The organism is Lactobacillus sp. PV012 (assembly GCF_014522325.1).
Lineage (GTDB): Bacteria > Bacillota > Bacilli > Lactobacillales > Lactobacillaceae > Lactobacillus.
Genome location: NZ_CP041983.1, coordinates 1398345 through 1423408 on the forward strand (window position 1 = coordinate 1398345; position 25064 = coordinate 1423408).

The window sequence follows — 25064 nt, forward strand, 5'->3', positions numbered from 1 at the left end:
AAATTATACATACTACAAAAAAGAAGAGATTTTTATCTCTTCTAATCATCAAATCTGTCGCTGTCATTCTCAATCATTTCATTTATTTCTTTTTCTAGTCCATTAATATTATTGGTTAGCTCATAACTAAACGTATATTTGATTTTGAAATTTTTGCTACTTACACCATTAGTGAAGGTAAAATCTTTACCTGTTAATATCAAATCTTTATCCTTACTAAACTTTTTGATATAAGGGTCATTATCGTCATCAGTTAACTCTGGCCATTTATTGTACATTGCTTGCACCTTAGCTTTTCCAACCCTGGTGAGTTTGATAATTTGCTTGTGCTCACTTGGAATAGCATAAGTATTTGCCACATAAAAAGGTATATTTTTAAACTCTGTAAAGTTATACTCTGGATGGGAACCAGACTTATAAGTATAGGTTGACGTACCATAGGTTTCTTTTTGCTTTTTATAAGCCTTTAAAAATTTTGCTTTAGAAGCGTACACAGATTTTATGTTTTCCTTTCCTCTATCAGTATATGACAGTGGCATAAACACGACCTTATTTAAGGCAACAATTGCGCATAAATCCCTGTATGATTTTTTGCTGTCAGAATCTGTATCCGCATAACCTAACTTAAATGGAAAATTTTCCAATTTATTCTGCAAATTTCTCTCTTCTTCACTATTTTTAAGTTCTTTGCCGTTTTCAGTGATTTTAGGGGTACTAACTGATGTACCTACTTCCAACAAAAAAATATGGGGGTCATACTTTGTTTGCTTCACAGCTTCTCTTACGTCTTCATCAGATGCCTCAGAAGAACTAGATGCGGAACTAGTAGAGCTAGACTCAGAGCTTGATTGTGATGATTTAGAACTTGAAGAATTCGTACTACATCCAACTAAAGTAAAGACTAAAACTAAAACTAAACATAAGGCTAGTATTTTCTTGATTAATTTCATATTAGTTTTCCTCCAAAAGTATTTATACAATGCAATAAGATTAATTATAAACCTATTTTTCTCAAAAACTTAAATTATTCTATAATTGGAATTTTTTAAAGCTACTTAAGTATATTTTTATTTATTCAAAAAAAGATGAGTAAGTATGACAATAATTGTAATATAAGAAATAGCTAAAAAGGTATTATTTTTGACTATTAATTGTTATCCAGTTAGACAATGGAGACTGTCAAAGATTTTGTGTAAATAGTTTTTTTCTTGTAGATTAATTTTTAATTTAAATTTTAATCAAAGTACGATTCTAATGTATCTTCAACTTGTTTAAAACCTTTATGTGCTCCGTTATAAAAGCGAGCATTGTGTTGCTTGAACTCCAATAAAGATATCTCAGGATTCTTCGCTTGGAAATTCTGCTTTAGGTTTTACTTTATGTTTAAGCACATTGTTGAAGGATTCAATCATCTTATTTGACTAAATTGATCTTCTAATCTGTTTAGGATAGTTGTAAAAGGTTAAAAGATCCTCTTCAAATTCTTTAAGACACTTCATGTTCCTATAGACTGGTGCCCAATTTTGGTAAAATTGATGAAGCACTTTAATTGCAGACTCTTTATCTTTCTGTTGATGTACTTGTTTGAATTCTTCTATAGTTTTTGTGCGATCAGCTACTCTTACTTTGGTATAGATATTGCGCATCCCATGCACTAAGCAACGTTGGAAATGAGCTTTAGGATATGTTTTAGCTAAAGCCTCTTTCATACCTACAACTTCGTCTGAAAGAAATACTTCTACTTGCTCTAAGCCACGATTCTTAAAGTCATTAAGCATTTCAGACCAGATCTCAACACTTTCTGTAGGTTTAATGCCAATAGCGATATAAATAGCTTCTTTTGCATAGGTAACTCTTTTTAAAGAAATATATGTGGCATCTAAATACACGCAAAAGAACTTATTAGTCAGCTTACTTGGATGGTAGGCTTGCATCTTAGGAAGCATTTGTTTAGAGATATTAGATACTGTTGTAGGACTATAGTAACTACCATACATTTTTTCAATTAAGTCAGCTATTTCTCTAGTAGTTACGCCCTTAGAATAGAGTTTAATAATTGTTTGTTCTAAGGCATCAGTGTGGTGTTTATAAACAGATAGAGTGTGCTGAATAAACTCACCTTTTCTATCACGAGGAACTTTAATCTCAAATTGAACTAATTGAGTATCAATCTTGCGATAATAAGCACCATTTCTAGAATACCTGTGTTCCAACCGTTTCTATCGTAAGAGTCATATCCAAGAAAAGCTGTCAACTCAGATTCAAGTAGATCATTAATTATTTGTTCGATCTCAGAACGAAATATATCGTTGATTTTTTCTGGGTTAAATAGAGCATCAACCATCTTTTTGGTAAAATTATTCATGAAGGAGCTTCATCTCTTCTGTATGTTTTTCGTTCAAATCAATCATACAGGAGTAAAGCTCCTTTTTAATATAATTAAAAATAAATTAAGGAATTATTCATCCTTACACATAATATTTTACGGTCTCGTGACACTAGGCACTTGGGCTAAATTTAACACTAACTTAAGTCAATTTTTCTTAAAAATCTTATTAACTTCTACAACGGCAAATCTTAAATTCTGATCAACTGCAAATATATTTTTAACATAATTTGTAATTTCATAATATCCATATCTATGCAAACTTTTAGATGTAGCTTCTTCATCATGAAGTAATAAATTTCTTGATTTTAATATTTCTATCTGTTCCTTTACTGTTTTAAATGGTTTATCAATATTCTCCTCTTGATAAACAAAAAAAGAGACTTACTCACGTATGTCCCTCTTCGTGATTGCATAACAATCAATAAAACATCACACTATAGTTGTCAAGCAAAGAAATTAATCAGCAAAATAATCAAAATAAATATTTAATAAATTCCTAGTTATATTACCTTTTTTATATTCTTTTTTAAACTTCTCTCTAATTTTTAACCTTATCTCTGTTTTTGCAGATACAATTTCTAATAGAGCCTTATTATAATGTAGTAACCAATCAATTTTAAAATCATCATAATTAAATTCTTCTAATTCAGTAGTCCATTTCTGTTCTACCGTACCATATGTGTTGATTACTTTCTTTATTTCTTTTTTATTAACAACCTTGTTAACAAGATACAATCTAGAAAAATTACTAAGAATATTTTCTATGTAGTTGGGCATTTGTGTAACTTCATCTGCTTTTTTATCCTGTAATTTTAAATAATCAATTATCACCTGTTCTAATTCTCCACTTGGCTCGAGAATTTCATTCCCTACAACTATTGAATAGAATTCAGAGTAATCTGGATAATTCTGAATTTTTGTTTTATTTAATAATCTTTTCTTAAAATAATTTTTAAGACCAGCTTTAGTTAAATTTTTACATAACGGATAAATAATGGTAAGAATTAAATAATAATCTTTCTTTTTAAATTGGTTTATTTTTTCTACATTGCCAAAAGTAAATTTCAGCTTCTTTAAACATACTGTAATTACATTTACTAAACGAATATAAATATATGATTCATCACTATTCTGTGATAAAACTTTTTTAAGCACAGTTTCTAATAAATTATCTAAAGCCTCTCGTTGTTCATCTACGATTAGATTTTGTCTTAAAGCATTATTTATAACATTTATCATGTAATCAAGATAAAAGGCCATATTATAAGAGCTTATTTTTGACGCAAAAGATTTTAAAAGTTCCATTACAACATCAGTATTCAATTGAATATGTCCACATAAAGCAATTAGCTTCCAATATATATTCTCGATATATGTATTATTATCGATTGCGTCACTTTTGCTAAAATTTTTAATTATAGTTTTAAGATACTCTAAACCGCTATCACTAATCTTTACTAAACTTACAGTATCATAAAAAAGTTTGTCAACTTCTTCATGACTACCAAAAAAGCTTAAAATAATATACAATTCAAATTCATCAAAATTTTTTAAATGTAAATTTTGTCCTTTAAGATGACCGGCAAATAAAGTATCCTTTTTATCTGAAGCTTCTGCAGATATAAGCATATTTCTTATATACATTTTATAAACATTTATATTTTCTACGAGATTATCAAGTAAAAGATAATTTTCTAATTCATAATTAAAAAAATCGTCCACATCATTTCTTAATAGTCGATAATTAGGGATAGTGTACCCAAAATATACATTATTGCTTTCATTTTTTATTTTTGGTCCTTTATCATAGACATCTTGGAGTAAGCCATAACTAAACTTAAAATTTGTTAGCTCTGTTAGAAAATCATTATTATTTCCCAAATCGGGAAAACTATTTAACGTCCGAGTAAAATTAATACTTGAAATTTCCTCTTCTATTTTCGAACGAATCTGACTAGAACCTAAATAATTATCTAAAATAAACTGTCCCACCCATTTTCGATTTATTTCTGCAATTAAATAAAAGGGATAATTATGTTGTTTATATAAGTATTTACTGGCCTGCTGCAAATACTCGTAACATATTACATAGTCTCTTAAATAATAAGAAATCGCTGCTTGAAGTAGATATTTTTTAGGATTATTTTCACTTAGAGATATATTATTTTCATCTCTAATAGATCTTAGTTTTTTAAAATCAAAATTTCGAACTGCCTTACTCCATTCAATCGTTTTACCTTCCTCTCTATCAGCACGCTCTTCTTTTTTATAAAAACTTTCTTCCTCCCCTTTAGAATTCGTATATCCTTCCACTCTACTTTTCCTAAGAGTTTCCTTTATTTTTTTTGTTTCTTCTGTCTCCTCAGTAGTTAATATGTTAAAAATATTCTGTGCTTTTCCTTTACTTTCGTAATTTTTAGCTTCTAATAAATTATTTTCGTTAAGAATAATCCCTACTTGTGAAAAAGCCAGATTAATATATTTACCAGAAATATAGTTAAAATCTTCAAACCCTTTTAAATTTTCATATACTAAATCGAGTGCTGAACCTTTTTCATCTAAGATTTTATCTAAAGTTTGATTTATTAGTGTAGATGGGGAAACATCCTCTTTACCTTTATTTTTAATCCATGATTTAGCGAAAATTACATTAATACCAAAGTTTTGATAATCATCTTCTAATTCTCTATCGTATTCATTATCAATATTAATCAAATATGATCTTCTTATATCATCTTTTAAAATTTCTCTTGACCATTTAAATACTTGTTTAATATCAGGATCATTAAAAGAATATCCAATAAATAAAACTACCTTTGTTCCTATAATAGATTTAATATAATTTTCTATTAGCTTAAAATTAGAAGAATAGTTTAAATAATCATCATCCTTAAGAACAAAATTATCATGTTCAAAATCTCCATGCATTTTAATTAGTTCTTTGCCTAAGTTTTTATAGGCCAAATCAGTATCAGAACTAATCACCTGCATAGCCTCACCATTTTCTTCAGCAGCCTGTTCAATTAAATGATCATAGTTTGTAGTAATAATAGTTGAGGTATTAAATTTCATTAACCTTTGATGAAGACTAGTTGTTGGAAGCGTTTCACCATATTTAAAAATTTCACTCATCAGTCTTTTGTACTCATTTTTCCCCCGTTGATTGAAATAATATTGTGGAATTTTAAGTGGATTGTCGGGTATTGACCTCTCCTCTTTTTCTTCATATCCTAATCTCTTCTTTATTTTATCCAGGGCATTCCTCCACGATGGCATCCCTGAATCAATAGAAGCACCAGCTCCAATAAATAAAACTAATTGATTATTCTTTTGTGCTTCTTGAATGATCCTTTTTGACTCTTCATATGAGCGACGAATAGTTTGATTAATATCCATTTTTACTCCAACTTGGTTCTATTCTAAATTTTCCATTAATCTTTATATAGTTAATATATAGTAATTTTATTATTCTGTAACTCTTTTCTACTAAAATAAACAATTAAATTTTTAGCTTTTTTCTATTAACAAAAAACAATAAAAACATTCTACTGTTTCTATTTGCCCTTCAATTCTCAATAATTATGACTATAAATTTTAATAATTCCAATTATCTTATTTTCGGGTTAGATATTACACTTAATTTTTGCTCTAACATTAATTTATTTACAATATTCTCTCCATGTTCATTTTTAAGAGTAGATCCATAAGAAGCTTAAAGTTTAAATATGTTCTTCATCATTTTTCTCTCTTCTTGCTTACTTATTGCTTTTCTTTCAAACTCTGAATGTTTTAAAGTAATATTTCCTGGATAGTAATAAAATTCTACTTTCACATTACTATGAAAAATATCATATTGATCAAATCTTGATTCAAAATAAGAATAATCGGCTTGATTAAGAGAATGACCAATAAATGTAATTACATTTACTTTATCCTGAAATATATTATTTCTAATACTATTACCATGCTTATCCATTAATTTAAATGATTTAGTAAAAATACTCCTTTAATCATCTAAATTTAAATTTCGCCGATTGTAAAATGAAGTTGGGCATTTCAGCTTAAATTAAAAAATCAATTTACGAGAAAGATCTATGTACACACCCTATTGATAGTCTCCTTTTTATGGATAATTAAATTAAAAAATCTTTTATTTTATTTATGATTAGTTGCTTAATAATTATTTTATGTCTGGACTGGGTAATAAATTTAATCTTTGCTCTAAAACTAATCTATTAACAATATTTTCACCATGTTGTTCAGGTACCGTCTCCCCATATGATGTTAATAAATTAACTATTCTTTTTAGTACTAACCTTTCTGCAATTCTATTTTCTAAGCTTTGCTCATGGTGATGATAATAGAATTCCAACTCAACATTACTATTAAAAATATCACATATATCAAATAGGCTTTCAAAATAGGAATAGTCAGCATGACCAAGTGAATGGCCAAAAAATATAATTTTATCCATTTTACTTTGAATTTGATGTTCTCTATCCCTCATTAAGTTAATTTTATTATCAATTAATCTAAATGATTTTGTAAAAATAATTCTTGGATCATCTAAATTTAAATCCCTATTTATCTTAGAAGTCAAAATATCATGTCCATCTATTCCAAAGATCGGTGCGGCCATTTTTCCTTGTTTTTTACCATGTATTTTATTTATATTGGCTCTTGTTTTTGCATTATTCCATAATGCAATACCATGTATATTAGTCCAACTATGAATTTCAATATTAGGAAGATAATTTTTTCTTTTCATATAGTCAATTAAATTTTCATCAAGAGAATAATTAAAATTAATTACATCTAGTTTCACTTTTTGTTTCTGAGATGCTCGTGTCAATATTTCTAATAATTTACTCGCAGCTGGTAAATATTTATCCCATTTTTCATTTAATTGATCTCCAATATAATCAGCAAAGGACTTTTCAAATTTAACTAAACTATCCAACATACTAGTCGAAATATCTTTTTTCTCTCTGAAACAATATTTGACTATGCCTATAAACTTATCTTTTGAATATTTATTTAGAAAATCTTCCTCTGAAAAAACATCTTTTTTTTCTAGCAAAACTGTAGTTATAACTTCAAAAATTGCTTTTTCAATATCAATCCATTTAAATTCATTACCCTTCTTCATTAAAATGTATGAACTGATAAAGACTATATCCCAATTTGTAAATTTTGTCTTTAATTTTTTATTTCGTTTATCTCTTAAATTATTGTTAAGGTTATCGGGGTCTATAGTGTGTAAGATTGATTTGAATCTTTGAGAAAAATAATTTACTAAATATCCATATGCATCTTTATTTTCTTTTATCAATCTATTAATATCTAACTGCTCGTTAATTGCCTTTGAAAATTCTTTAATAAACTTTTGATTGGCTAACTTTTGATAATGCTCGAATTCTAACTCGCTATTTTTTTCACTATCAATCTCAGCAATCAAATTAATTCCATATTTTTCAAAGAAAAAATCCTCATATTGAGTTTTTAAACCACATTCAAGATCAAATCCATTTCCAATTACTAATAGTTCTCTTTTATTTTCAACGCTCTTTAAATCATTCTTCTGCATTATCTTTTATTTCTCCATCTTTCCTTTTATTCTTATACTCCACAAAACTATTTAATATTCTTTAGATGTCCGATATCCGCAAAAAAGAAATCTAATACATCTACTGTATCATAATTATACTATGACATTTACTTCCCATTTACTTCCATCCACCATTATTTCCAAACATTTTATCTAAGGAAAAAGAACTTTAAATGTAAGTGTCATATAACCTAGTGTATTGAAAAAGTACCGTTTTAGTTACTAAACAGTACTTTTTGCTTTCTATTTACAAATAGTCTGCCATCCAGACCAGCAATTTCTACAATATCGTTAGGCTTAACCTTATGAACAGTTAAATTAAATTGATCGGGATACTTAAAGATTGCAACATCTTCCCAATAAATATCATAATTCTTAGCTTCAAATTCTTGCTCAACTAATTTAGCCAATTTTGAGCTATCAGCTTGAGCCCATTTGGAAACGCCATAATCTTGACTACCATCACGATCACACGAAATAACATCATTATCATGATCATCTACATGCATGATCCATTCGTCCTGCCAACCTTTGGTTCAAGAACCATCGTATCCAGATTTAACAAATTCTGGATTTAGCACGTTAAGATTATTGATCAACTAATCGCCATCAAGAATAATCGTATTTTTAATTCATTGCGTGCCGCATATAAACATATAATCAAGAAATATTATTGTATTTTTGATAATATGAGTTTTAACTTTAACCCCGAATATTTATCTGTTAAAAATTCAATTTTTTTGCTAAATAACCTGTAATTACAGAAATATCAATAATTTCATTGTCCTTAAGCCTACCGCCATAATAATTGCATTTTCTTCTTTAGGCATTCTTATTCTTCAAATAATTTACTATATTCTTTTGCATAACGATATTGTGATAATAAATATTCGCCATAATCTAAACCTAATGACTCCTTATATTCACACCAATTATTCCAGAGTAATCTACCAACTGCGGCATATGCATAAATCTTGTAACGAATAACTTCATCACAATTATTTTTATAATAAAGATCAATTAAATGATCAAACGCATTTTGATCATATCCTGCATATATTGCATTCCAGCATATTCCCAATCAATTAAGAAAATATTATTTTCGCCAATTGTAAAATAAAGTTTTCCCCTCCATATCAGTAGGATTTGGCTTATGAACATAAATCTTTCCAGCAGCTTTAATTATTTCCTCAGTTTTAGCTTTATTTTCTCTTACTTTTTTAATTATTTGAATTATATATTCTTTATCTTTTGTCTGATAATCCACAAAGAAACGATATATTCCTTTATCTAACCCAATATTCATTGGAATAATTTGTAATATTTCATCAATATTTGTATCTTTTTTATCCTATAAGTATTTAGTATTTTTAATTTTGCAGTATGTTCCTCCTGAAATTTTTTTCTAGTTTCATTTTGTGCCGTCAATGCAACTACAACAGCTAAAATAGTTCCAATTCCACTATACCAAGTTCCCATATCTCCAATTTTATTCGAACAACAATACGATAGTATTCCTCCCACTATTTCACCTATTACTCCAAGAGCTAGCAATAATATTACCCAATATTTTTTAATCCAGATCTTTATGTTCTTCATCAATTATCCTTTTCCTTTTATTTTTCTTATTCTCCACCCTTACCATCCTAGAAAAAACTATTCCTTCACTAGTTTCAAATATCAACTCAATATCACCAGACTGCTTTTTCAGGTTTCTTTTCCTTCCACTCTCTACGTAATCCTACTAAATCGAAATATATCGGCGTACTATCTTCATGTGGCTTTATTTTTACATAATTACCTCTTGCGAAATTTTGTCCCCATAATGCTTGCTCATACCTCTTACTCTTATTTTTTATTTCATCTAAATCTTTTTCAAAGCAAACTCCTCTATATCTTATAAAACCAGTATTTTCTCCATCTAAGATAATTTTTATAAATAGAGTTTTTATTTGTTTATTTATTAAAAAATTTTCGATATCAAAATCCTCATTAAGAATATTTATCTGATATACTTCTATTTTCTTAAAATATCCAAACCATGCCAAAAATAAAGTTACATCTAAAGAAATAATAGTTAATACATTTTTACCAGCAAAAATACTAGGAAAAATACTAGGAAAAACATTAATGGAGTTAGTGGAGTTGCCAAAATAAATAAAATTATTATATGAATTCCCACCATTATTCTCCAAAATTCTATTTTATATGTTTGTGATAAGACATCGATTCTTTTTCTATTTCTGTAAATCAAAAAATAAACTTACTACCATTAATTCAAAAACTATAACCAATGCACACCCTTTTACTCTATTATTGTCCATAGAAATGCTAAATATTCCAACTACTAGAACAATTGTTAGCATTTCACTCAAAAATATTAGCTAATTTTCTCTATTATTCCAGATATATTTCCTCTTTAAATTTTCCCACATCAAGATAAAAACCTCGTTCATCTTTTTCAAATGAACGAGGTTTTAAAGTAAGTATATGCATTATTCCACTACCATTATACCTTATTTATGAAATCTTTGCTTAATTTTTTCTAAATAATCATAAGCAATTTTATTCTTACATAAAACTAAAATTGCACCATAGATTCCAACCGAAAGAACAACAGACAAAATAGTTCTTAAAATTAATGATGAAATACCCATCTTTAAAAGCCAACAAATCAAAATAATTCCTAAACATCCTAAGATTGAATTCAACAAATTTTTTCTTGTTTGCTTTGAACGTAAAATTGGACCTACATAATCTCTAGCAGACCATCCATTTAGTGTCATAATCATAAATTCAGCAATTACTGTACTCAAGGCAGTTCCATCATATGACCAAAGAGGAATTAAAATAAAGTTTAATCCTACATTGATTAACCCAGTAATTAGAGTATTTCTTAAAGATTTTCCCTCTCTTTTTGTTGGAATTAACACACATTGATTAAAAATCATAGAAAAGTTAGAAAAAATCATTGCCCAGGTAATTATTTGAAGTGATAAAATTCCATTTAAATATTTCTTTCCGGCAATTATTAAGATTACTTCTTTACTTAAACTTACTAATCCAACTGCAGCAGGTAATCCTAAAACTGAGAGAGTATCAATTACCGATTGGAGAACGTTTCGATATTCTTTAATCCGACGCTTACCAATTAACATCGCTAATCTAGGAATCGTTACTACCAATAAACCACTAATCATGCTACTAACAATTGCGTAGACTTTAACTGATACACCATAGATTCCAACGGCATAATCATCCTTTAATAATCCCAAAATTGTTGTATCAGAAGATACATAAAGCGTTACTGCAACTGAAGATGCAAAAATTACAAAAATAGGTTTCAAATGAAAATGCCAATTTGTATTTTTAGTAAGTTTAATTGAAGTAAAAGATTTTGCATGGAAATAATTTAAAATATTAGATCCTACATTAGCAAAAACTGTGATACCCGCATACCACAAATAATCATTTGGTTTCCTCACTAAAGCAAACAATAAAACTATCGAGAGAATTTTAAATATTATGCTTCGAACGGTAATATAACTGTATTCCTCATAGATAGTATAAATCCATTCAGTACCAATTGTTGTAAATAAGATTTGAATAGAAAAAACTAAAATAGTCGAAACATAATTATGTAAATTACCAAAAATAATTAAAGTTGCGAATAATAATAAATAGGCAATTATTGTAGCAATTATATTAATAGTAAAAATCTGACTAGAGAATTCTCCAATTTTTTCTCGATTATCGCGATATTTTGCACCTTCACGAACCGCATAAGTGGAAATTCCTAGACCAGCTAACAGGACAAAATAGTTAATATAAGTACTTGAAAAATTATAAATCCCCATACTATCAACTGATAAAATACGTGATACATATGGAAATGTTAATAAAGGGAATAATAAATTAAGTGCACTCCGCAATCCATTTAAAAGTGCATTCTTCCCTAAGGATTTTTTCTTCATAAAATTCTCTCTAATTAAAAAGGCTTCAAAAAATGAAGCCTATTTATCAATCTTTTCTAAAAATATCTCTTGTATAGACTTTATCTTTTACATCCTCTAAATCATCACTATACCTATTAGCAATAATTCCATCAGCTAAAGATTTAAATTTTTCTAAATCATTTACTACTTTGTTACCAAAGAAAGTAGAACCGTCTTCAAGAGTAGGTTCATAAATAATTAAATCTGCACCTTTAGCTTTTACACGTTTCATGACCCCTTGCACAGAGCTTTGACGGAAATTATCGCTGTTAGCCTTCATTGTTAGACGATAAACTCCGATAGTAACCTTCTTTTCTTTACTTGCATCAAAAGTATTACCTTTATCATAAGAATAGTATCCAGCCTTATCTAATACTTGAGCAGCAATAAAATCTTTACGAGTATCGTTTGATTGAACAATAGCACTTATTAAGTTTTGAGGTACATCTTGGTAGTTAGCCAATAACTGCTTAGTATCTTTTGGTAAACAATATCCACCATATCCAAAAGATGGATTATTATAATAGTCACCAATACGGGGATCCAATCCAATACCATCAATGATTTCTTGAGTATTTAAGCCCTTTTCTTCTGCATAAGTATCTAATTCATTAAAGTAACTTACACGAAGAGCTAAATAAGTATTAGCAAATAATTTAACCGCTTCCGCTTCAGTAAATCCTAAAATTAAAGTAGGAATATCTTTATCCTCTGCTCCTTCTTGTAATAATGATGCAAAAGTATTAGCTGCTTCAACTAACTTAGGATTTTTTAAATCAGTTCCTACAATAATTCTAGAAGGATGAAGATTATCGTAAAGTGCATGACCTTCACGTAAAAATTCTGGACTAAAAATAATGTTTTCAGTGTTAAATTTTTTACGAGTTGCTTTAGTATAGCCAACTGGAATAGTTGACTTAATAATCATAATTGCATTTGGATTAACTTCTTGCACTAGCTTAATTACTGCTTCTACAGCAGATGTATCAAAAAAGTTCTTTTCACTATCATAGTTAGTAGGAGTAGCAATTACTACAAAATCCGCATCTTTATATGCAGTTGCTCCCTCAGTAGTAGCCTTTAATTTTAAATCCTTACTTGCAAGAAAATCTTCAATCTCTTTATCAACAATTGGAGATTTGTGATTATTTATCAAATCAACCTTTTCAGGTACAATATCTACCGCTGTTACTTCATTATTCTGTGCTAATAAAGTCGCCAAACTTAAGCCAACATAGCCTGTACCCGCTATTGTTATTTTAAACTGTTTCATTTTTTCCTCTTCTACTCTCTACAGAACATATAACATTCTTAAAGGTATCTATATCTGAATCAAAGTTATTTATTTGAGAAATAGTCTTTTCTCTGTATTTATTGTAATAATGTGTATAATCTGTATAGTTTTCACACATATCAACAATTAATTTACAAATAATCGGAACATTTTCTTTTTTTAAAGAAAATTTAAATTTTTCAGGAATTGGTACATCTACTTTATTAGCAGCCGCTCCAATATTTGATGTAATTATATTACAATAATTTACTGCCGCTTCTCTAGGCATTCTTTCTGGACCAGGAAAGTATCCCAAATCTAAATAAACTTTTGCCTTATTGAGGTTTTTTAATACTTCTTTATGCTCCATCCCTTGTAGAGGTTTAAATTTATATTTTGGATAATTTTTTTTCATATATGTCAAAATTTTAGTTAATATATATTTAGATGCTTTAGCTGGATTATAAATAATAAGATTTTCCTTATCTGAAATCTTTACTCCATCATTTACATCTATATCAATAGGACCACATAAGTAGCTCATATCTGAAGATTGTACACCATGCTTTACTAAATATCGGCGTACATATTCGCAATTATATAAATGATAATCAATTTTTGGCAAATCATCAGGATTAACATTATTAATATGTGGCTCTTTTATCTTTGCTTTCGCATATCTCATATATTTAAAAAACACCGGTTGATGCAAGAAACGAGTCCAAAAATTTGCACGCCACCAAATATTATTATTTAAATAAAAATGTAAAGAAAGCCACCATATAACTTTTCGAATATTTTTATAATTATTTAACCACACTGTATCCATTTCTGGGACAATAATGATATTCTCTGATTTATCTTCAATTTTTGATGCAATTTTTGCTTTACTATCTAAATAAAGCACATTCTTAGCATCAATTTTTTTACCTCTATATCCATAATACATATATACATCTAAATTTCGATCTATTAATTTATTTCCTAATTGATGTAAACTGCGTGGTCCTCCACTTTTAGTATATGGACAAACAATATATACCTTCATATTCTAATTAAATCTTTCTACTTTTTATTTCTTAAATTGCTCTCTATTAGCAGCTCACTATGATATTATTTATTATTTAATTTTTCTAACCATTCTATATATTTATATCCATTTTCAACAGTAGGCTCTATCATCATTCCTTCAGCCCATTCGTTCCAAGCATTGATAAATAAATAATCTTGTTTCTTTACTAACTCCATATATTTAGCAAATTTAGAATAATCATATGGTGTTATTACATACCCACGATATTTGTGACGTGGCGTATTATCCCACTCGAACCACAGTCCATTTGCAATCTCTTTACCTAATGGTTCATTATTCAATTTCATATCCATCATTTTATTTCCATCTATGATATATGGCTTATGTATATAACCTTTTTCTCTCATCTTTTTATTTAAATGATGATAAACACTTCTTAAGAAATTTTTTTTGATATATGCATATTGAGATACAGTAGGTTCTCTATAAAATGTGAACTCCGTTGATTCAGCTTTATTTTGTTTAAATTTTTTAATATCTTCACCGCCGTATGTCTCAATTAAACATAACCCATTGAATCCTTCTTCCCTACATCGCATATCAAAATAGGCAAACATTTTATTTTTCTCTTTAAAATATGGATCAAATACCATAAATAATGGTTCATTATTTTTCTTTTCATATCTGCTATCTCGGAAAAAAGGTAGCAAATACTGAAAATGCTTTTCCCAATCTTTTTTTTCACCATATGTTTGATTGAGTAAAACTTCAGATGTTCCTTCCCATGAACGCTTCCACGTATGATTAGCCCAGCAAAAGAAAAAATTCTGGGGTATGTCTTTCCATTTTAATAAGTTTTCTGCAGGTTTCTCTAACAATAATTTACCTGTAAAATAATAATGATAATAAATAAAACCATCTAATCCAGATTTATTCATTAATTCAGTTTGCCACAACATAGTTTGCTTATCCAATAAGTCATAATAATTATTATTAAGTGAATGCTTTGGCTGCTTATGTCCCTTAAAAAGTGGTTTTGCCCTACGAACATTAGTCCACTCAGTAAATCCTTGTCCCCACCACTTATTGTTTTCGGGTATTTCATGAAATTGTGGTAAAAAGAACGCAAATTTTTTCATTTGTATCTCCTTTTAATTAATATTTACTATAGCATCTTATCTTTAGGATTATTTACATCTTTCTTACGAATAAATGCAATTAAGATAAATAAGAAATAATTTACATACATGTTTATATAAAATTCAAAGAAATAACTTGCCATCAATATTACTAAAACAGATAATAATATCACTTTATTCAAAGCATCATTCGTTTTAAACAAAAGATGTACACACTTAAAAACAAACCATATAAATATTACTAATCCGACTACACCATAATCCAAGAAAAATGTTAGATATTGATTGTCTATAGCGTGCGTCCAACCATCAACCGTCGGGTGAGAAGCCAATAATCCTAAACCATATCCAGTTCCACCTCCAAAAAACTTGACAAATACATTTGGAACATAATTAATTAAAGACAAATTAGCTACTCTCGCACCAGAAGAAGTCTCAGGGGAATTTATTACGGCATTAATTCTATCAGAAAATATCATACTTAGATTTTGGAATAATGTAGGCTTAACTAATTTAATAAGAAAGATTACTATAATTCCGATAAACAATATAATAGATCCGCGTCCTATCCCCTTTAAACTTATCTTCTTTATATTCTTAGATACAAAAAGATACAAAATTAAAACAATTCCAAAGGCTATCCAAACAGATCTAGATTGAGTTAAAATTAAGCAAATTAAACCCAAAATAAAAAATGAAACATTAATAGGTCTTACTTTAAACGGTATATACAACAAAATGAATAAATAAATTGCTATAAATAATGCAAACATTATAGGGTGGCCAAAAAACAACATTAGACGATAATTTGAGGATCCGAGAATCCCATAAATTTGATATGTTCTCTCAATAGCATCTACCGTAATAAAGCTTCTATAAAATTGAAAGTTAGTTATATATTCGATTACTCCCAAAATGGAGCATATTGCCATAAAATTTCTAAATAATTTAAAAAAATATAATCTATTACACAATTGTACAAAATAAAGTATAAAAATAAATAATATCAAAAATACCAAGGGTGTTTTATATGATCCTTTTTTAATCACATTGAACATATCAGTGCTTAATGTAATTAAAAAAGTATAACTTATAAAAAATAACCAATACTTTTGTATATTGTTTATTTTTAATGATAAATATTGTGTACTAAACAGACCTACACAAAAAATAAAACCAAAGGCAAGAATATAATATGTTAACGGATTATTCACCCTAATATATAAAATTAAAGTAAAAAGCCATACAGTAAATAAAACTCCTGACAATAATTTTGATTTTCTTTCATTACATGGTAGTTCATCTAACTGATACTTATCGTAATACATGATTCTCCTAAAAAAGTACTGAGTAACATATTATGAATTACTCATAAAAGTTCGAAAAAGCACATATGAAATTCTTAAAAGAAAACTTTTCTACTAATCGCTTTCTTGAATTTTTTCCCCACTGTCTATAATAGTTACCTTTTATACTATTCTTTACAGCTTTTTTTAGTGCAACTATATTATTTGGCATAATAAGTTTACCATTATATCCATCTTTTACCATTTCAGTAATTCCACCGTGATTATATCCAATTATTGCTCGACCACATCCCATTGCTTCTAAGACAACAGTTGGAAGCGGATCTGGTGAAATACTTGGCAAAATCAAAATATCAAAAAAATGCTCTACAGCATAATTATCTTTTCGAAATTCAGAAAAAATAATTCTATCATGATGTGGATAAGATGATATTTTCTTTTTTAAATCATTAATTCGCCATTCTTGACCTTTAAAGGCACTACCTACAATAATTAAATATAAATTATCAAATTCATCAAGTAATGGAGCTAATGCTTCCAAAAAATCATTTTGACCTTTCCATGCATTAACTCTTCCAATCATACCTACCTTAATTGCATTTTTCGGAATATTCCACTCTTTGTACAAATAATCAGAGTTAACATTTGGAGAAAAGATGTTAGAATCTATACCGTTATGAATTACAACCACTTTATTGGCGGATACTCCGTTTTTTACCAAATGTTCTTTTACAGGACCTGATACAACAATAGCCTTATCTGCATAACGATTTACACAGTAACACAGAAATCTATTTACTACTTGTGGATGGGTAATTATTTCATGAATATGCCAATAAAGTGGAACATGTAATTTTTTCTTTAATCTAATCCCTTCAAGAACTGCTAAAGTATTAATATGTAGAATATCAACTTTTATGTTTTCTTTCTTTAACCAGGTTACGATTTCGTCACTTTTATTTTTATAATTAGAAATATAGTCTACAATACCCTTAGGCTTAAAATATTTTCTTCTTAAAATTGGATAATTAATCACATGAACTAAAATCCCTGCTTCTTCTAATTTTTGCTTCAAAATTCCATCAGATGGTAATATGACAACCGGCCTAAACTTAGATTTATCCAAACCAGTAGTTAATTCTAATAAGATTTTATCTGCACCGTACATTTCGGCACCTGCATGTAAATAGAGAATCGTCTTCATTAATTACTTCTCCAAAAAAGTATTTTCATAATCATTGACTATCTTACTCCATGAATATCCATCAATTACACGGTGTTGTGCCCTTTTACCCAAATTATCTATTTGTTTAGTAGTCAATGTTACAGACTTTTCTAATAAGTCTTTTAAAAAGCCCGGGGTCTTACTCCAATATAACGCCGCATCTTCACCAACTTCACGGTTAAAGCCTACATTATATAATAGATTCAATTTTGTAATTGCAAGAGCTTCAAGCAATGACGGATTAGTACCACCAACAGAGTGTCCATGAAGATAGCCAAATGCATTTTGACGGATATATTTCAATAAATCCTTATCATATACTGTCCCCACAAATTTAATTCTAGTATCCCTATCAAAATGGGTCTTTTCCTTTAATTCTCCATAGAACTTATTCTTTTCAACATTAGTAATTATAACTAAATCTTTATCAACATTACTTGCCATAAATTCTCGAATCATTGTTTCATAATTATTTTCTGGAACAAAACGTCCCACAATTAAGAAGTATTCATTTTTCTTTACATTATGCTCTTTATACCAATCGATAACTTTTTTATCATTATCTTTTAGTTTAGACGGGATAATATCCGCACCATAAGCAATAAAAGTAGTATTGGGAGTATACTTTAAATAAGATGAATAAATGTACTTTTCAATATTTTTACTATCGCAAACTAGTAAGTCAGCATTTTTAACCATACCACCTTCACTAACTTTCCAATACTTACGTACTGGTTTAGACCATTTGGCGCGTAACCATTCATGACCATCCGGATTTACCCATACTTGAAAGCCATATTTGTGAAATTTAGGAATATAATTGTGAATAAAAGGTCCAATTCGACAAGCTAGAATATAAATAATCCCATCTCGCATATTATTCTTTTTAATTTCATCTAAAGCCCAATTTAAAGCTTTTAAATCATAAATAATTGCCTTAGCTCCACCAATATTAGGAATACTAATTTCTTGGCATTCCGCACCATTATAGTCATAATGTTTAGTCTCTTTATTAAATGTCATACAGGCAACATGATATTTAATATTTTTATCTTGTTGACGAGTTACTAATTCATCAACAAAAGTTTCGTAACCACCATATTGAGCAGGAATACCTTTTGATCCGACTATAAATATATTCTTTACCATTTCCTACCCTCCCAAATTTTAATTAATATTACTAGAACTTTTAATTTATATGAAGAAATATCTTGTAATTTAGCTTCATATATAATTTTTTTTGCCATGTTGTCATATGACCTATTTCGTAATTTTCCGCAAAATAGTAAATACTTTGAGGCTACTTCAATTAATGAAGGATATGCTACCTTGATAGCATCATTATAGCCATTTTCTTTAAAAAATAAGTATTGGCCTATTTTTGCTTCATACAAATCATATCTATTCTTTTTTGAAGGAGTAGATGTAATGCTCCCTGAATGAATTACATAAACATAGCCTGGGTTAGAAACATAAAAGAAAGTATTGGCGTACTGAAATAATTTATAACATTCTCTTATATCTTCATAATTTTTTCCAGAATCTAATTTAAAATACCTCATAACCTTTCTTGAAAAAATTTTATTGCAAAAAAAGTCTCCAAATCCATCTTTAAGTAAATCTGACATCGCTTCAGCTTTTTGGATAGAAAAAGATCTGTTACTTAATAAATGTTTTTTTAGATTTCCATTTTTCAATGTGCTGTATCCGCTAATACATATATCACAATCATATTTACATATAGCTGCTATATAGTCTGATATATATGTAGGAAGGATGTAGTCATCAGAATCTACAAAAGTAATATAATCTCCTGTAGAACATTCAACTCCCCTTTCTTTGGCAACAGCTACTCCTAGATTTTTTTGCGAAAAAATTTTTATATTTTTATATTTTTGGGCATAGTTTTTTGCAATTTCAAGTCCTTTATCCTTTGATCCATCATTTACTAGCACAATTTCAATGTTTTCATATTCTTGTTGTTCAATACTAGTTAAACATTTCTCTAATGTTCTTTCAGAATTGTAAAATGGTACAATTATAGACACTAACGGAGCTTTAATATTATTTTTCACCATACACTCTATTCCTGTTAATTATTAATATATAATTACCTAGACACTATCCTAATTGTTTACGCAATCCATCTTTAATGCCCTTCATAACCGATTTAATTCTTAACTTTTTTTTAGGAAGTCGAAATTGAAACATGAGCTTGCCCGAATTTCTAACAATCATAACTATCTTAGCCTTTATTGGTATTTTTTCATATAAAACCAAATACGTAGAATTTCTAAATATATAATATAAGCGAAAAATAGGATCAACTGTATGTCCCCTATATCTATTTACACCAGTTGTTTCATGATTCATTTCTACTAAATCCGTTTTATACACTTTATACCCTTGCTTTTGTGCACGCCAGCACCATTCATAATCAATATAGTCTATAAAAAATGCTGACTTATACTTCCCTATTTTCTCAAATGCAGCTTTTTTTACTAGCGAACCTGAACTAATCAATTTATCGGTTTTCTCCACATGATTATTTAGTACATCATAATCTTGAGCAGGTCCTATAGCTACAACATTCTGATCATTAATCTTTTCAAATATTTTTATTAATTTTTTTAAATTGAATAGTGTTATACTACTATCTTGATCTAGGAAAAGGTAATAATTTTCTACTTTATTATTCAAATATTCAATACCAATATTTTGAGCATAACCAATACCTTTATTCTCAGATAGTCTAATTATACTTAAATTAGAATAACTTTCTTTTAATTGTTCTATTCCACGATATATTTGATCATTTGAATTATTATCTACTATTACTATATTATTACTCAAAGTAGAAATTATTTTCATATTTTTATAAAAATCATTAATATTGGGATTATAAGTTACAACTACTATTCCAAGTTTTGCCTTATTCATTTATTAATATCTTTAATACGCTCCATTAGGATGAATCATGACACCAATAGTTCTAACAATAAGACCTAAATCATAGAAAAAACCACTATGATTAATATATTCGATGTCTAATTCAACCATTTCATCAAAATCGGCTTCATTACGCTTAGTTACTTGCCAAAGCCCAGTACAGCCAGGCTTAACAGTTAAACGTAATTTATCATAATCACTGTATTCTTCAACTTCTGAAGGTAGCGGTGGACGTGGTCCAACTAACGTCATATTTCCAATTAAAACATTCCACAATTGTGGCAATTCATCAAGACTGTATTTACGAATTACATGCCCAATCTTAGTTACCCGCGGATCGTCTTTAATTTTAAACATGGCTCCATCAATTTCGTTTTGATCTTCTAATTCTTCGACCATTTGGTCTGCATTAGGTACCATGGAACGAAACTTATAAATCTTAAATTTCTTGCCATCCTTGCCAACTCTCTCTTGGCTATAAAAGACTGAACCACCATCTTCTTTATGGACTTTATAAGCTAAGTAGCCAAATAAAGGAGAAAGTAGTACCAACCCGGCCCCACTTCCAACTATATCTACACTTCTTTTAAAGAAACGATAGAAAGGACGTTTCTTAACTTTTTTAGGGTTAAGTTCAACTTTTGCCACGTCCTCTTCCTCCATTCCTTGACTTTCTAAAATATCCAAAATCTTTTCTTCCTTCTAAGAGGTTGCCAATCTAAACTAACATTTTCTCCATTAATAATATCTTGAGCATTTTGCTTAAAAGTGGCTGCTATGTCACTTCCAACCTCTTTACTCAACTTACCATATGCTTCAGTCATCTTGCTCTCACGCTTAGCTAAGCTATGAGCATCTGACGCAAATGTTGCAACTTGACCCGCTGCAATTAATCTCTCACTTAAATCTGCAATCTTGTTACCAAAGACTCCCACATAAGAACTGGCAGTAACTTGAGTTAAACAACCTTGTTCCAAAAATTTCTGTAGTAGCTCTGGCTCTTTTAAGATGCGGCTGTTTCGTTCAGGATGCACGATTATTGGCGTAATTCCTCGTGCCAACAACTGATAAGTCATCTCTTTTGCATATAATGGAACATCTTCACTAGGCATTTCTAATAACATATAAGTTCCATCTTCATCACAAAATAGAATGTCATCATTATCTAACGCAGCTGGAATCTCACTACTTAACCGAACTTCTTGACTAGGGAAAATGGTTAAGTCAATTTTTTCTTGTTTTAATTGTGCTTGAAACTGCTCAGTTAACTTAATTACATCTTTTTTGTGATTGCTATAACGCCCATTTAAATGGTGAGGTGTCATTAAAGCATGAGTAATTCCATCTTCAACTGCAGCTTTTGCCAGCTGAAGTGAGGTTTCCATATCAGGTGACCCATCATCAATCCCTGGCAAAAGATGAGCATGAATATCAACTAAAACCATTTTATTTTCCTTTGTCATCGTAGCCATAGCCATATCCGTAACCATAGCCATTTGCCCCTGTACGCACATCATTCATAATATAACCCAAGATACGTGTCTTAGTCATCTTTAGTAATTCAACTGCACGCGCAATTCCAGCTTTTTGGGTTACTCCTTCACGCACAACTAAGATTACCCCATCCATTTCACCAGCCAAAACTTGACTATCAGAAATTTCTAAGACAGGTGCCATATCAATGATTACCATATCATAATGGTTTGAGACATTATCCAAAAAGTCATGCATTCTCTTAGAACCTAGTAGTTCTGAAGGATTTGGTGGAATTGGACCAGATGGTAATACTGATAAATTATCTACTACTCCTGATTTAACTATATCGCTTAGATTTATTTCCGCTGATTCAGAAGTTAAAATTGTTGTTAACCCTGCTTTATTAGGAATATTAAAGGTTTGATGAAGAGTTGGACGGTGTAAGTCAGCATCAATTAGTAAGACCTTTTTACCAGATTGTGCCATCGTTACAGCTACATTCGCAGTAACGGTTGATTTCCCTTCAGAAATATTAGCCGAAGTAAAAGCTAATTTTTTAATTTGTTCATCAACACTCATAAAATTGATGTTAGTTCTTATTGTTCTAAATTGCTCTGCAACAGGGCTTTTGGGTTTGGCAACTGTAATCAGTTTAGCACCATGTTGCATTGTTTCATTTGTACCACGTTTATTACGTCTAAATCCTGCCATTGGGTGCCTCCTTAAACACGCTTACCTTTGCTTTTATCATCTTTACCATTAACTTTAAAATTATTAGATAAGCGGAAATGAGTAACTGTTCCTAAATTAGTTAATCCAAGATCTTGGGTTAAGTATTCATCGCTTCTAACAGTAGTATTCATTGCATCCCGAATAATAATTATTGCAAAACTAATCAATAATCCAATTACAAGACCTGCCGCTGTAAACAACTTAGTATTTGGAAAACTTTTTGCTCCTTTGTTAGCAGTTGAAACAATTGTCACGTTATTAACGTCCATGACGCTTGTAATCTTCTTCTTGAAAGAATTTGCTACTGCGTTAGCTACTGCTTGAGCTTTTTCAGGAGTATTAGCTTTAGCAGTAATTGTAAACACTTGGGAATTTTGCTGAGTTTGCACTGAAATCATCCCTTGTAACTTTTGGGCACTAATTTCATAACTCTTTCCATCACGTTCAACAACTGCTGGTGTAGCCTTTGAAACTAAAACTCGATTACCAGCTGCATTACGACGATAGACAGCTTTTTTAGCTTTTTTAACTACTTTAACTGGATTTGCTAAGTAAGATGATGCATCTTTTAAAACCACTGGACTGGTAATTAAATCCTTATAAGTATTAATTACTTGAATATTGGCTTGTTGCATTGTATATGCAGCGTTTGGATCGTTGCGATCCTTTTTTTGGTTAACAAGGATTTGCGTACTTGAACTATATTTTGGTGGAATTACAAAAGCAGCGACTGCAAAGCCAATAATTCCTAAACCAATCGTCCAAATAATAATCCGCCAAATATTGCTTTTGACTAAATTCCAGAGATATTTTAAGTCAATTGTATTTGTTTGTGTTGCCTTTTCTTCCATTAATTAATATTCTCCATCGTCCATTACGTTAATTCTATTAATTTCTAAGGATTGACGAATTTCGTTGTTGATACGTTGACGTTCTTTCTTATCAACCACTTCAACTTCCATTTGACCATATTTTTGATTGTTGATCATCTTACTTACTCCTTGAGCATGATCTGTTACTTCATGCTTAGTAGCTTGGCGATAATCTGTTCCAATCTTATACATTTGGGATAGAGTTAAATCGGTTTGCATTTGAGTTGAAATTGACTCTAAGAAATCCTTATTCAAAAGTGTCTTAGGGGAGACAGACTTCTTAAGTAAACCAACAATAATTCGACGATCACGTTCTTGACGGCCATAATCTTGGTTAGGGTCCCCATGGCGCAATTGGGCAAATGCCAGAGCTTGTTTACCCATCATATGGTAAGTCTTACCTTCTACAAAACTATATCCCATGTTGTTAAAGGTAAGAGGAGAAGTTACAGTAACTCCACCTACTTGATCAATGGCTTTCTTTAAGCCACCCATATTCATCAAAATATAACCATCAATTGGAACACTATAATATTTATCAAGTGTCTTAATTGTTTCACTTACTCCACCCAAAGTATAAGCAGAGTTAATCTTAATTGGTGAAACATTTGGATAATCAGGTAAACTTGCCTTCATATCACGTGGAATTGAAGTGATTCTAGTTGTTTCAGTCTTAGGATTAATTGAAAGCATCATAATGGTATCAGTTCTACCCTTCCAATGCCGATTCATTGCTCCTGTATCAATTCCTAGTAATAAAATATTAATTGGCTTCTTTTCTGCTAGTAATTTATCCAAATTACTTCTTGATTTATTGCTTTTAGTAGTTTTAGATACTGGCGTATACATATTATCACTAGCATCACGTAAGTTCTTATACATGTACCCAGCAAAGAATAATGCTACTACTGCAGCTAAGCCAATAATAATCCAAAATACCCGCCAAAACTTCTTACGTCGATGATGGTGTCGATGCCGATGTTTTGATGAATTTCCTTTTTTATTTTCTTGATTGTCCATTACTTACTCACTTTCAAAGTAAAACAATTTTTGCCATTTAAGTGAA

The 25064-nt window shown here is 29.5% G+C and carries 23 protein-coding genes and 1 pseudogene; all 24 read right to left on the minus strand.

Annotation, left to right across the window (positions count from 1 at the left end):
• Nucleotides 1-41: 41 nt before the first annotated feature.
• The gene (locus FP433_RS06835; protein WP_265486639.1) at nt 42-950 is read right to left on the minus strand and encodes a hypothetical protein; all 909 of its coding nucleotides are present in this window, start codon (nt 948-950) and stop codon (nt 42-44) included.
• A gap of 284 nt (nt 951-1234) precedes the next feature.
• Nucleotides 1235-2365 (minus strand): annotated as a pseudogene (locus FP433_RS06840) (IS256 family transposase).
• Between the two features lie 480 nt (nt 2366-2845).
• A complete protein-coding gene (locus FP433_RS06845; RefSeq protein ID WP_265486640.1) occupies nt 2846-5785 on the minus strand; it encodes an SIR2 family protein in 2940 nt (979 codons plus the stop codon).
• Nucleotides 5786-6101: 316 nt separating this feature from the next.
• Nucleotides 6102-6365, minus strand: coding sequence for a hypothetical protein (locus tag FP433_RS06850; protein ID WP_265486641.1), 264 nt, complete (start codon nt 6363-6365; stop codon nt 6102-6104).
• Nucleotides 6366-6569: 204 nt separating this feature from the next.
• Complete coding sequence (locus FP433_RS06855; protein ID WP_265486642.1) at nt 6570-7976, minus strand: AbiH family protein; 1407 nt, start codon at nt 7974-7976, stop codon at nt 6570-6572.
• 236 nt (nt 7977-8212) lie between these two features.
• The gene (locus tag FP433_RS06860; RefSeq protein ID WP_265486643.1) at nt 8213-8506 is read right to left on the minus strand and encodes a hypothetical protein; all 294 of its coding nucleotides are present in this window, start codon (nt 8504-8506) and stop codon (nt 8213-8215) included.
• Between the two features lie 323 nt (nt 8507-8829).
• A complete protein-coding gene (locus FP433_RS06865) occupies nt 8830-9078 on the minus strand; it encodes a hypothetical protein (protein WP_265486644.1) in 249 nt (82 codons plus the stop codon).
• Nucleotides 9079-9093: 15 nt separating this feature from the next.
• Nucleotides 9094-9303: a hypothetical protein gene (locus FP433_RS06870; protein ID WP_265486645.1), complete on the minus strand. Its 210-nt coding sequence runs from the start codon at nt 9301-9303 to the stop codon at nt 9094-9096.
• Nucleotides 9300-9596 (minus strand): hypothetical protein, encoded by a 297-nt coding sequence (locus FP433_RS06875; protein WP_265486646.1) that lies wholly within the window; start codon nt 9594-9596, stop codon nt 9300-9302. The genes FP433_RS06870 and FP433_RS06875 overlap by 4 nt, the downstream gene beginning before the upstream one ends.
• A 92-nt stretch (nt 9597-9688) precedes the next feature.
• Nucleotides 9689-10192 carry a hypothetical protein gene (locus FP433_RS06880; RefSeq protein ID WP_265486647.1) on the minus strand — a complete coding sequence of 168 codons (504 nt, stop codon included), beginning with the start codon at nt 10190-10192 and terminating at the stop codon, nt 9689-9691.
• Nucleotides 10193-10513: 321 nt separating this feature from the next.
• Nucleotides 10514-11971: a flippase gene (locus tag FP433_RS06885; protein WP_265486648.1), complete on the minus strand. Its 1458-nt coding sequence runs from the start codon at nt 11969-11971 to the stop codon at nt 10514-10516.
• Nucleotides 11972-12017: 46 nt separating this feature from the next.
• Nucleotides 12018-13265 (minus strand): nucleotide sugar dehydrogenase, encoded by a 1248-nt coding sequence (locus FP433_RS06890; RefSeq protein WP_265486649.1) that lies wholly within the window; start codon nt 13263-13265, stop codon nt 12018-12020.
• Nucleotides 13252-14313 carry a hypothetical protein gene (locus FP433_RS06895; RefSeq protein WP_265486650.1) on the minus strand — a complete coding sequence of 354 codons (1062 nt, stop codon included), beginning with the start codon at nt 14311-14313 and terminating at the stop codon, nt 13252-13254. Before FP433_RS06895 ends, FP433_RS06890 begins: the two co-directional genes overlap by 14 nt.
• Before the next feature lie 65 nt (nt 14314-14378).
• On the minus strand, nt 14379-15437 hold the full coding sequence (locus tag FP433_RS06900; protein ID WP_265486651.1) for a glycoside hydrolase family 99-like domain-containing protein: 1059 nt from the start codon (nt 15435-15437) through the stop codon (nt 14379-14381).
• Nucleotides 15438-15463: 26 nt separating this feature from the next.
• On the minus strand, nt 15464-16765 hold the full coding sequence (locus tag FP433_RS06905; protein WP_265486652.1) for an O-antigen ligase family protein: 1302 nt from the start codon (nt 16763-16765) through the stop codon (nt 15464-15466).
• Between the two features lie 37 nt (nt 16766-16802).
• Nucleotides 16803-17948, minus strand: a complete 1146-nt coding sequence (locus tag FP433_RS06910) for a glycosyltransferase family 4 protein (RefSeq protein WP_265486653.1) — start codon at nt 17946-17948, stop codon at nt 16803-16805.
• A 3-nt stretch (nt 17949-17951) separates the two neighbouring features.
• Nucleotides 17952-19118 carry a beta 1-4 rhamnosyltransferase Cps2T gene (gene cps2T / locus FP433_RS06915; protein ID WP_265486654.1) on the minus strand — a complete coding sequence of 389 codons (1167 nt, stop codon included), beginning with the start codon at nt 19116-19118 and terminating at the stop codon, nt 17952-17954.
• Entirely contained in the window at nt 19112-20047 is a 936-nt protein-coding gene (locus FP433_RS06920) for a glycosyltransferase family 2 protein (RefSeq protein ID WP_265486655.1), read from the minus strand. Before FP433_RS06920 ends, cps2T begins: the two co-directional genes overlap by 7 nt.
• Nucleotides 20048-20090: 43 nt before the next feature.
• Nucleotides 20091-20909, minus strand: a complete 819-nt coding sequence (locus tag FP433_RS06925) for a glycosyltransferase (RefSeq protein ID WP_265486656.1) — start codon at nt 20907-20909, stop codon at nt 20091-20093.
• Between the two features lie 12 nt (nt 20910-20921).
• Complete coding sequence (locus tag FP433_RS06930) at nt 20922-21581, minus strand: sugar transferase (protein WP_265487265.1); 660 nt, start codon at nt 21579-21581, stop codon at nt 20922-20924.
• A gap of 11 nt (nt 21582-21592) precedes the next feature.
• Entirely contained in the window at nt 21593-22363 is a 771-nt protein-coding gene (locus FP433_RS06935; protein WP_265487267.1) for a tyrosine-protein phosphatase, read from the minus strand.
• A gap of 1 nt (nt 22364) precedes the next feature.
• Entirely contained in the window at nt 22365-23105 is a 741-nt protein-coding gene (locus tag FP433_RS06940) for a CpsD/CapB family tyrosine-protein kinase (RefSeq protein ID WP_265483900.1), read from the minus strand.
• A gap of 11 nt (nt 23106-23116) precedes the next feature.
• Nucleotides 23117-23977, minus strand: a complete 861-nt coding sequence (locus FP433_RS06945; protein ID WP_265486657.1) for a YveK family protein — start codon at nt 23975-23977, stop codon at nt 23117-23119.
• Nucleotides 23978-23980: 3 nt separating this feature from the next.
• Nucleotides 23981-25018: an LCP family protein gene (locus tag FP433_RS06950; protein ID WP_265486658.1), complete on the minus strand. Its 1038-nt coding sequence runs from the start codon at nt 25016-25018 to the stop codon at nt 23981-23983.
• Nucleotides 25019-25064: the final 46 nt, after the last annotated feature.

What these genes read in the sequence shown, in the direction of transcription:
- FP433_RS06835 (WP_265486639.1), bottom strand. Translation starts at nt 950, where the DNA reads ATGAAATTAATCAAGAAAATACTAGCCTTATGTTTAGTTTTAGTTTTA.
- FP433_RS06845 (WP_265486640.1), bottom strand. Translation starts at nt 5,785, where the DNA reads ATGGATATTAATCAAACTATTCGTCGCTCATATGAAGAGTCAAAAAGG.
- FP433_RS06850 (WP_265486641.1), bottom strand. Translation starts at nt 6,365, where the DNA reads ATGGATAAGCATGGTAATAGTATTAGAAATAATATATTTCAGGATAAA.
- FP433_RS06855 (WP_265486642.1), bottom strand. Translation starts at nt 7,976, where the DNA reads ATGCAGAAGAATGATTTAAAGAGCGTTGAAAATAAAAGAGAACTATTA.
- FP433_RS06860 (WP_265486643.1), bottom strand. Translation starts at nt 8,506, where the DNA reads ATGCATGTAGATGATCATGATAATGATGTTATTTCGTGTGATCGTGAT.
- FP433_RS06870 (WP_265486645.1), bottom strand. Translation starts at nt 9,303, where the DNA reads ATGAATATTGGGTTAGATAAAGGAATATATCGTTTCTTTGTGGATTAT.
- FP433_RS06875 (WP_265486646.1), bottom strand. Translation starts at nt 9,596, where the DNA reads ATGAAGAACATAAAGATCTGGATTAAAAAATATTGGGTAATATTATTG.
- FP433_RS06885 (WP_265486648.1), bottom strand. Translation starts at nt 11,971, where the DNA reads ATGAAGAAAAAATCCTTAGGGAAGAATGCACTTTTAAATGGATTGCGG.
- FP433_RS06890 (WP_265486649.1), bottom strand. Translation starts at nt 13,265, where the DNA reads ATGAAACAGTTTAAAATAACAATAGCGGGTACAGGCTATGTTGGCTTA.
- FP433_RS06895 (WP_265486650.1), bottom strand. Translation starts at nt 14,313, where the DNA reads ATGAAGGTATATATTGTTTGTCCATATACTAAAAGTGGAGGACCACGC.
- FP433_RS06900 (WP_265486651.1), bottom strand. Translation starts at nt 15,437, where the DNA reads ATGAAAAAATTTGCGTTCTTTTTACCACAATTTCATGAAATACCCGAA.
- FP433_RS06905 (WP_265486652.1), bottom strand. Translation starts at nt 16,765, where the DNA reads ATGTATTACGATAAGTATCAGTTAGATGAACTACCATGTAATGAAAGA.
- FP433_RS06910 (WP_265486653.1), bottom strand. Translation starts at nt 17,948, where the DNA reads ATGAAGACGATTCTCTATTTACATGCAGGTGCCGAAATGTACGGTGCA.
- cps2T (WP_265486654.1), bottom strand. Translation starts at nt 19,118, where the DNA reads ATGGTAAAGAATATATTTATAGTCGGATCAAAAGGTATTCCTGCTCAA.
- FP433_RS06920 (WP_265486655.1), bottom strand. Translation starts at nt 20,047, where the DNA reads ATGGTGAAAAATAATATTAAAGCTCCGTTAGTGTCTATAATTGTACCA.
- FP433_RS06925 (WP_265486656.1), bottom strand. Translation starts at nt 20,909, where the DNA reads ATGAATAAGGCAAAACTTGGAATAGTAGTTGTAACTTATAATCCCAAT.
- FP433_RS06930 (WP_265487265.1), bottom strand. Translation starts at nt 21,581, where the DNA reads ATGGAGGAAGAGGACGTGGCAAAAGTTGAACTTAACCCTAAAAAAGTT.
- FP433_RS06935 (WP_265487267.1), bottom strand. Translation starts at nt 22,363, where the DNA reads ATGGTTTTAGTTGATATTCATGCTCATCTTTTGCCAGGGATTGATGAT.
- FP433_RS06940 (WP_265483900.1), bottom strand. Translation starts at nt 23,105, where the DNA reads ATGGCAGGATTTAGACGTAATAAACGTGGTACAAATGAAACAATGCAA.
- FP433_RS06945 (WP_265486657.1), bottom strand. Translation starts at nt 23,977, where the DNA reads ATGGAAGAAAAGGCAACACAAACAAATACAATTGACTTAAAATATCTC.
- FP433_RS06950 (WP_265486658.1), bottom strand. Translation starts at nt 25,018, where the DNA reads ATGGACAATCAAGAAAATAAAAAAGGAAATTCATCAAAACATCGGCAT.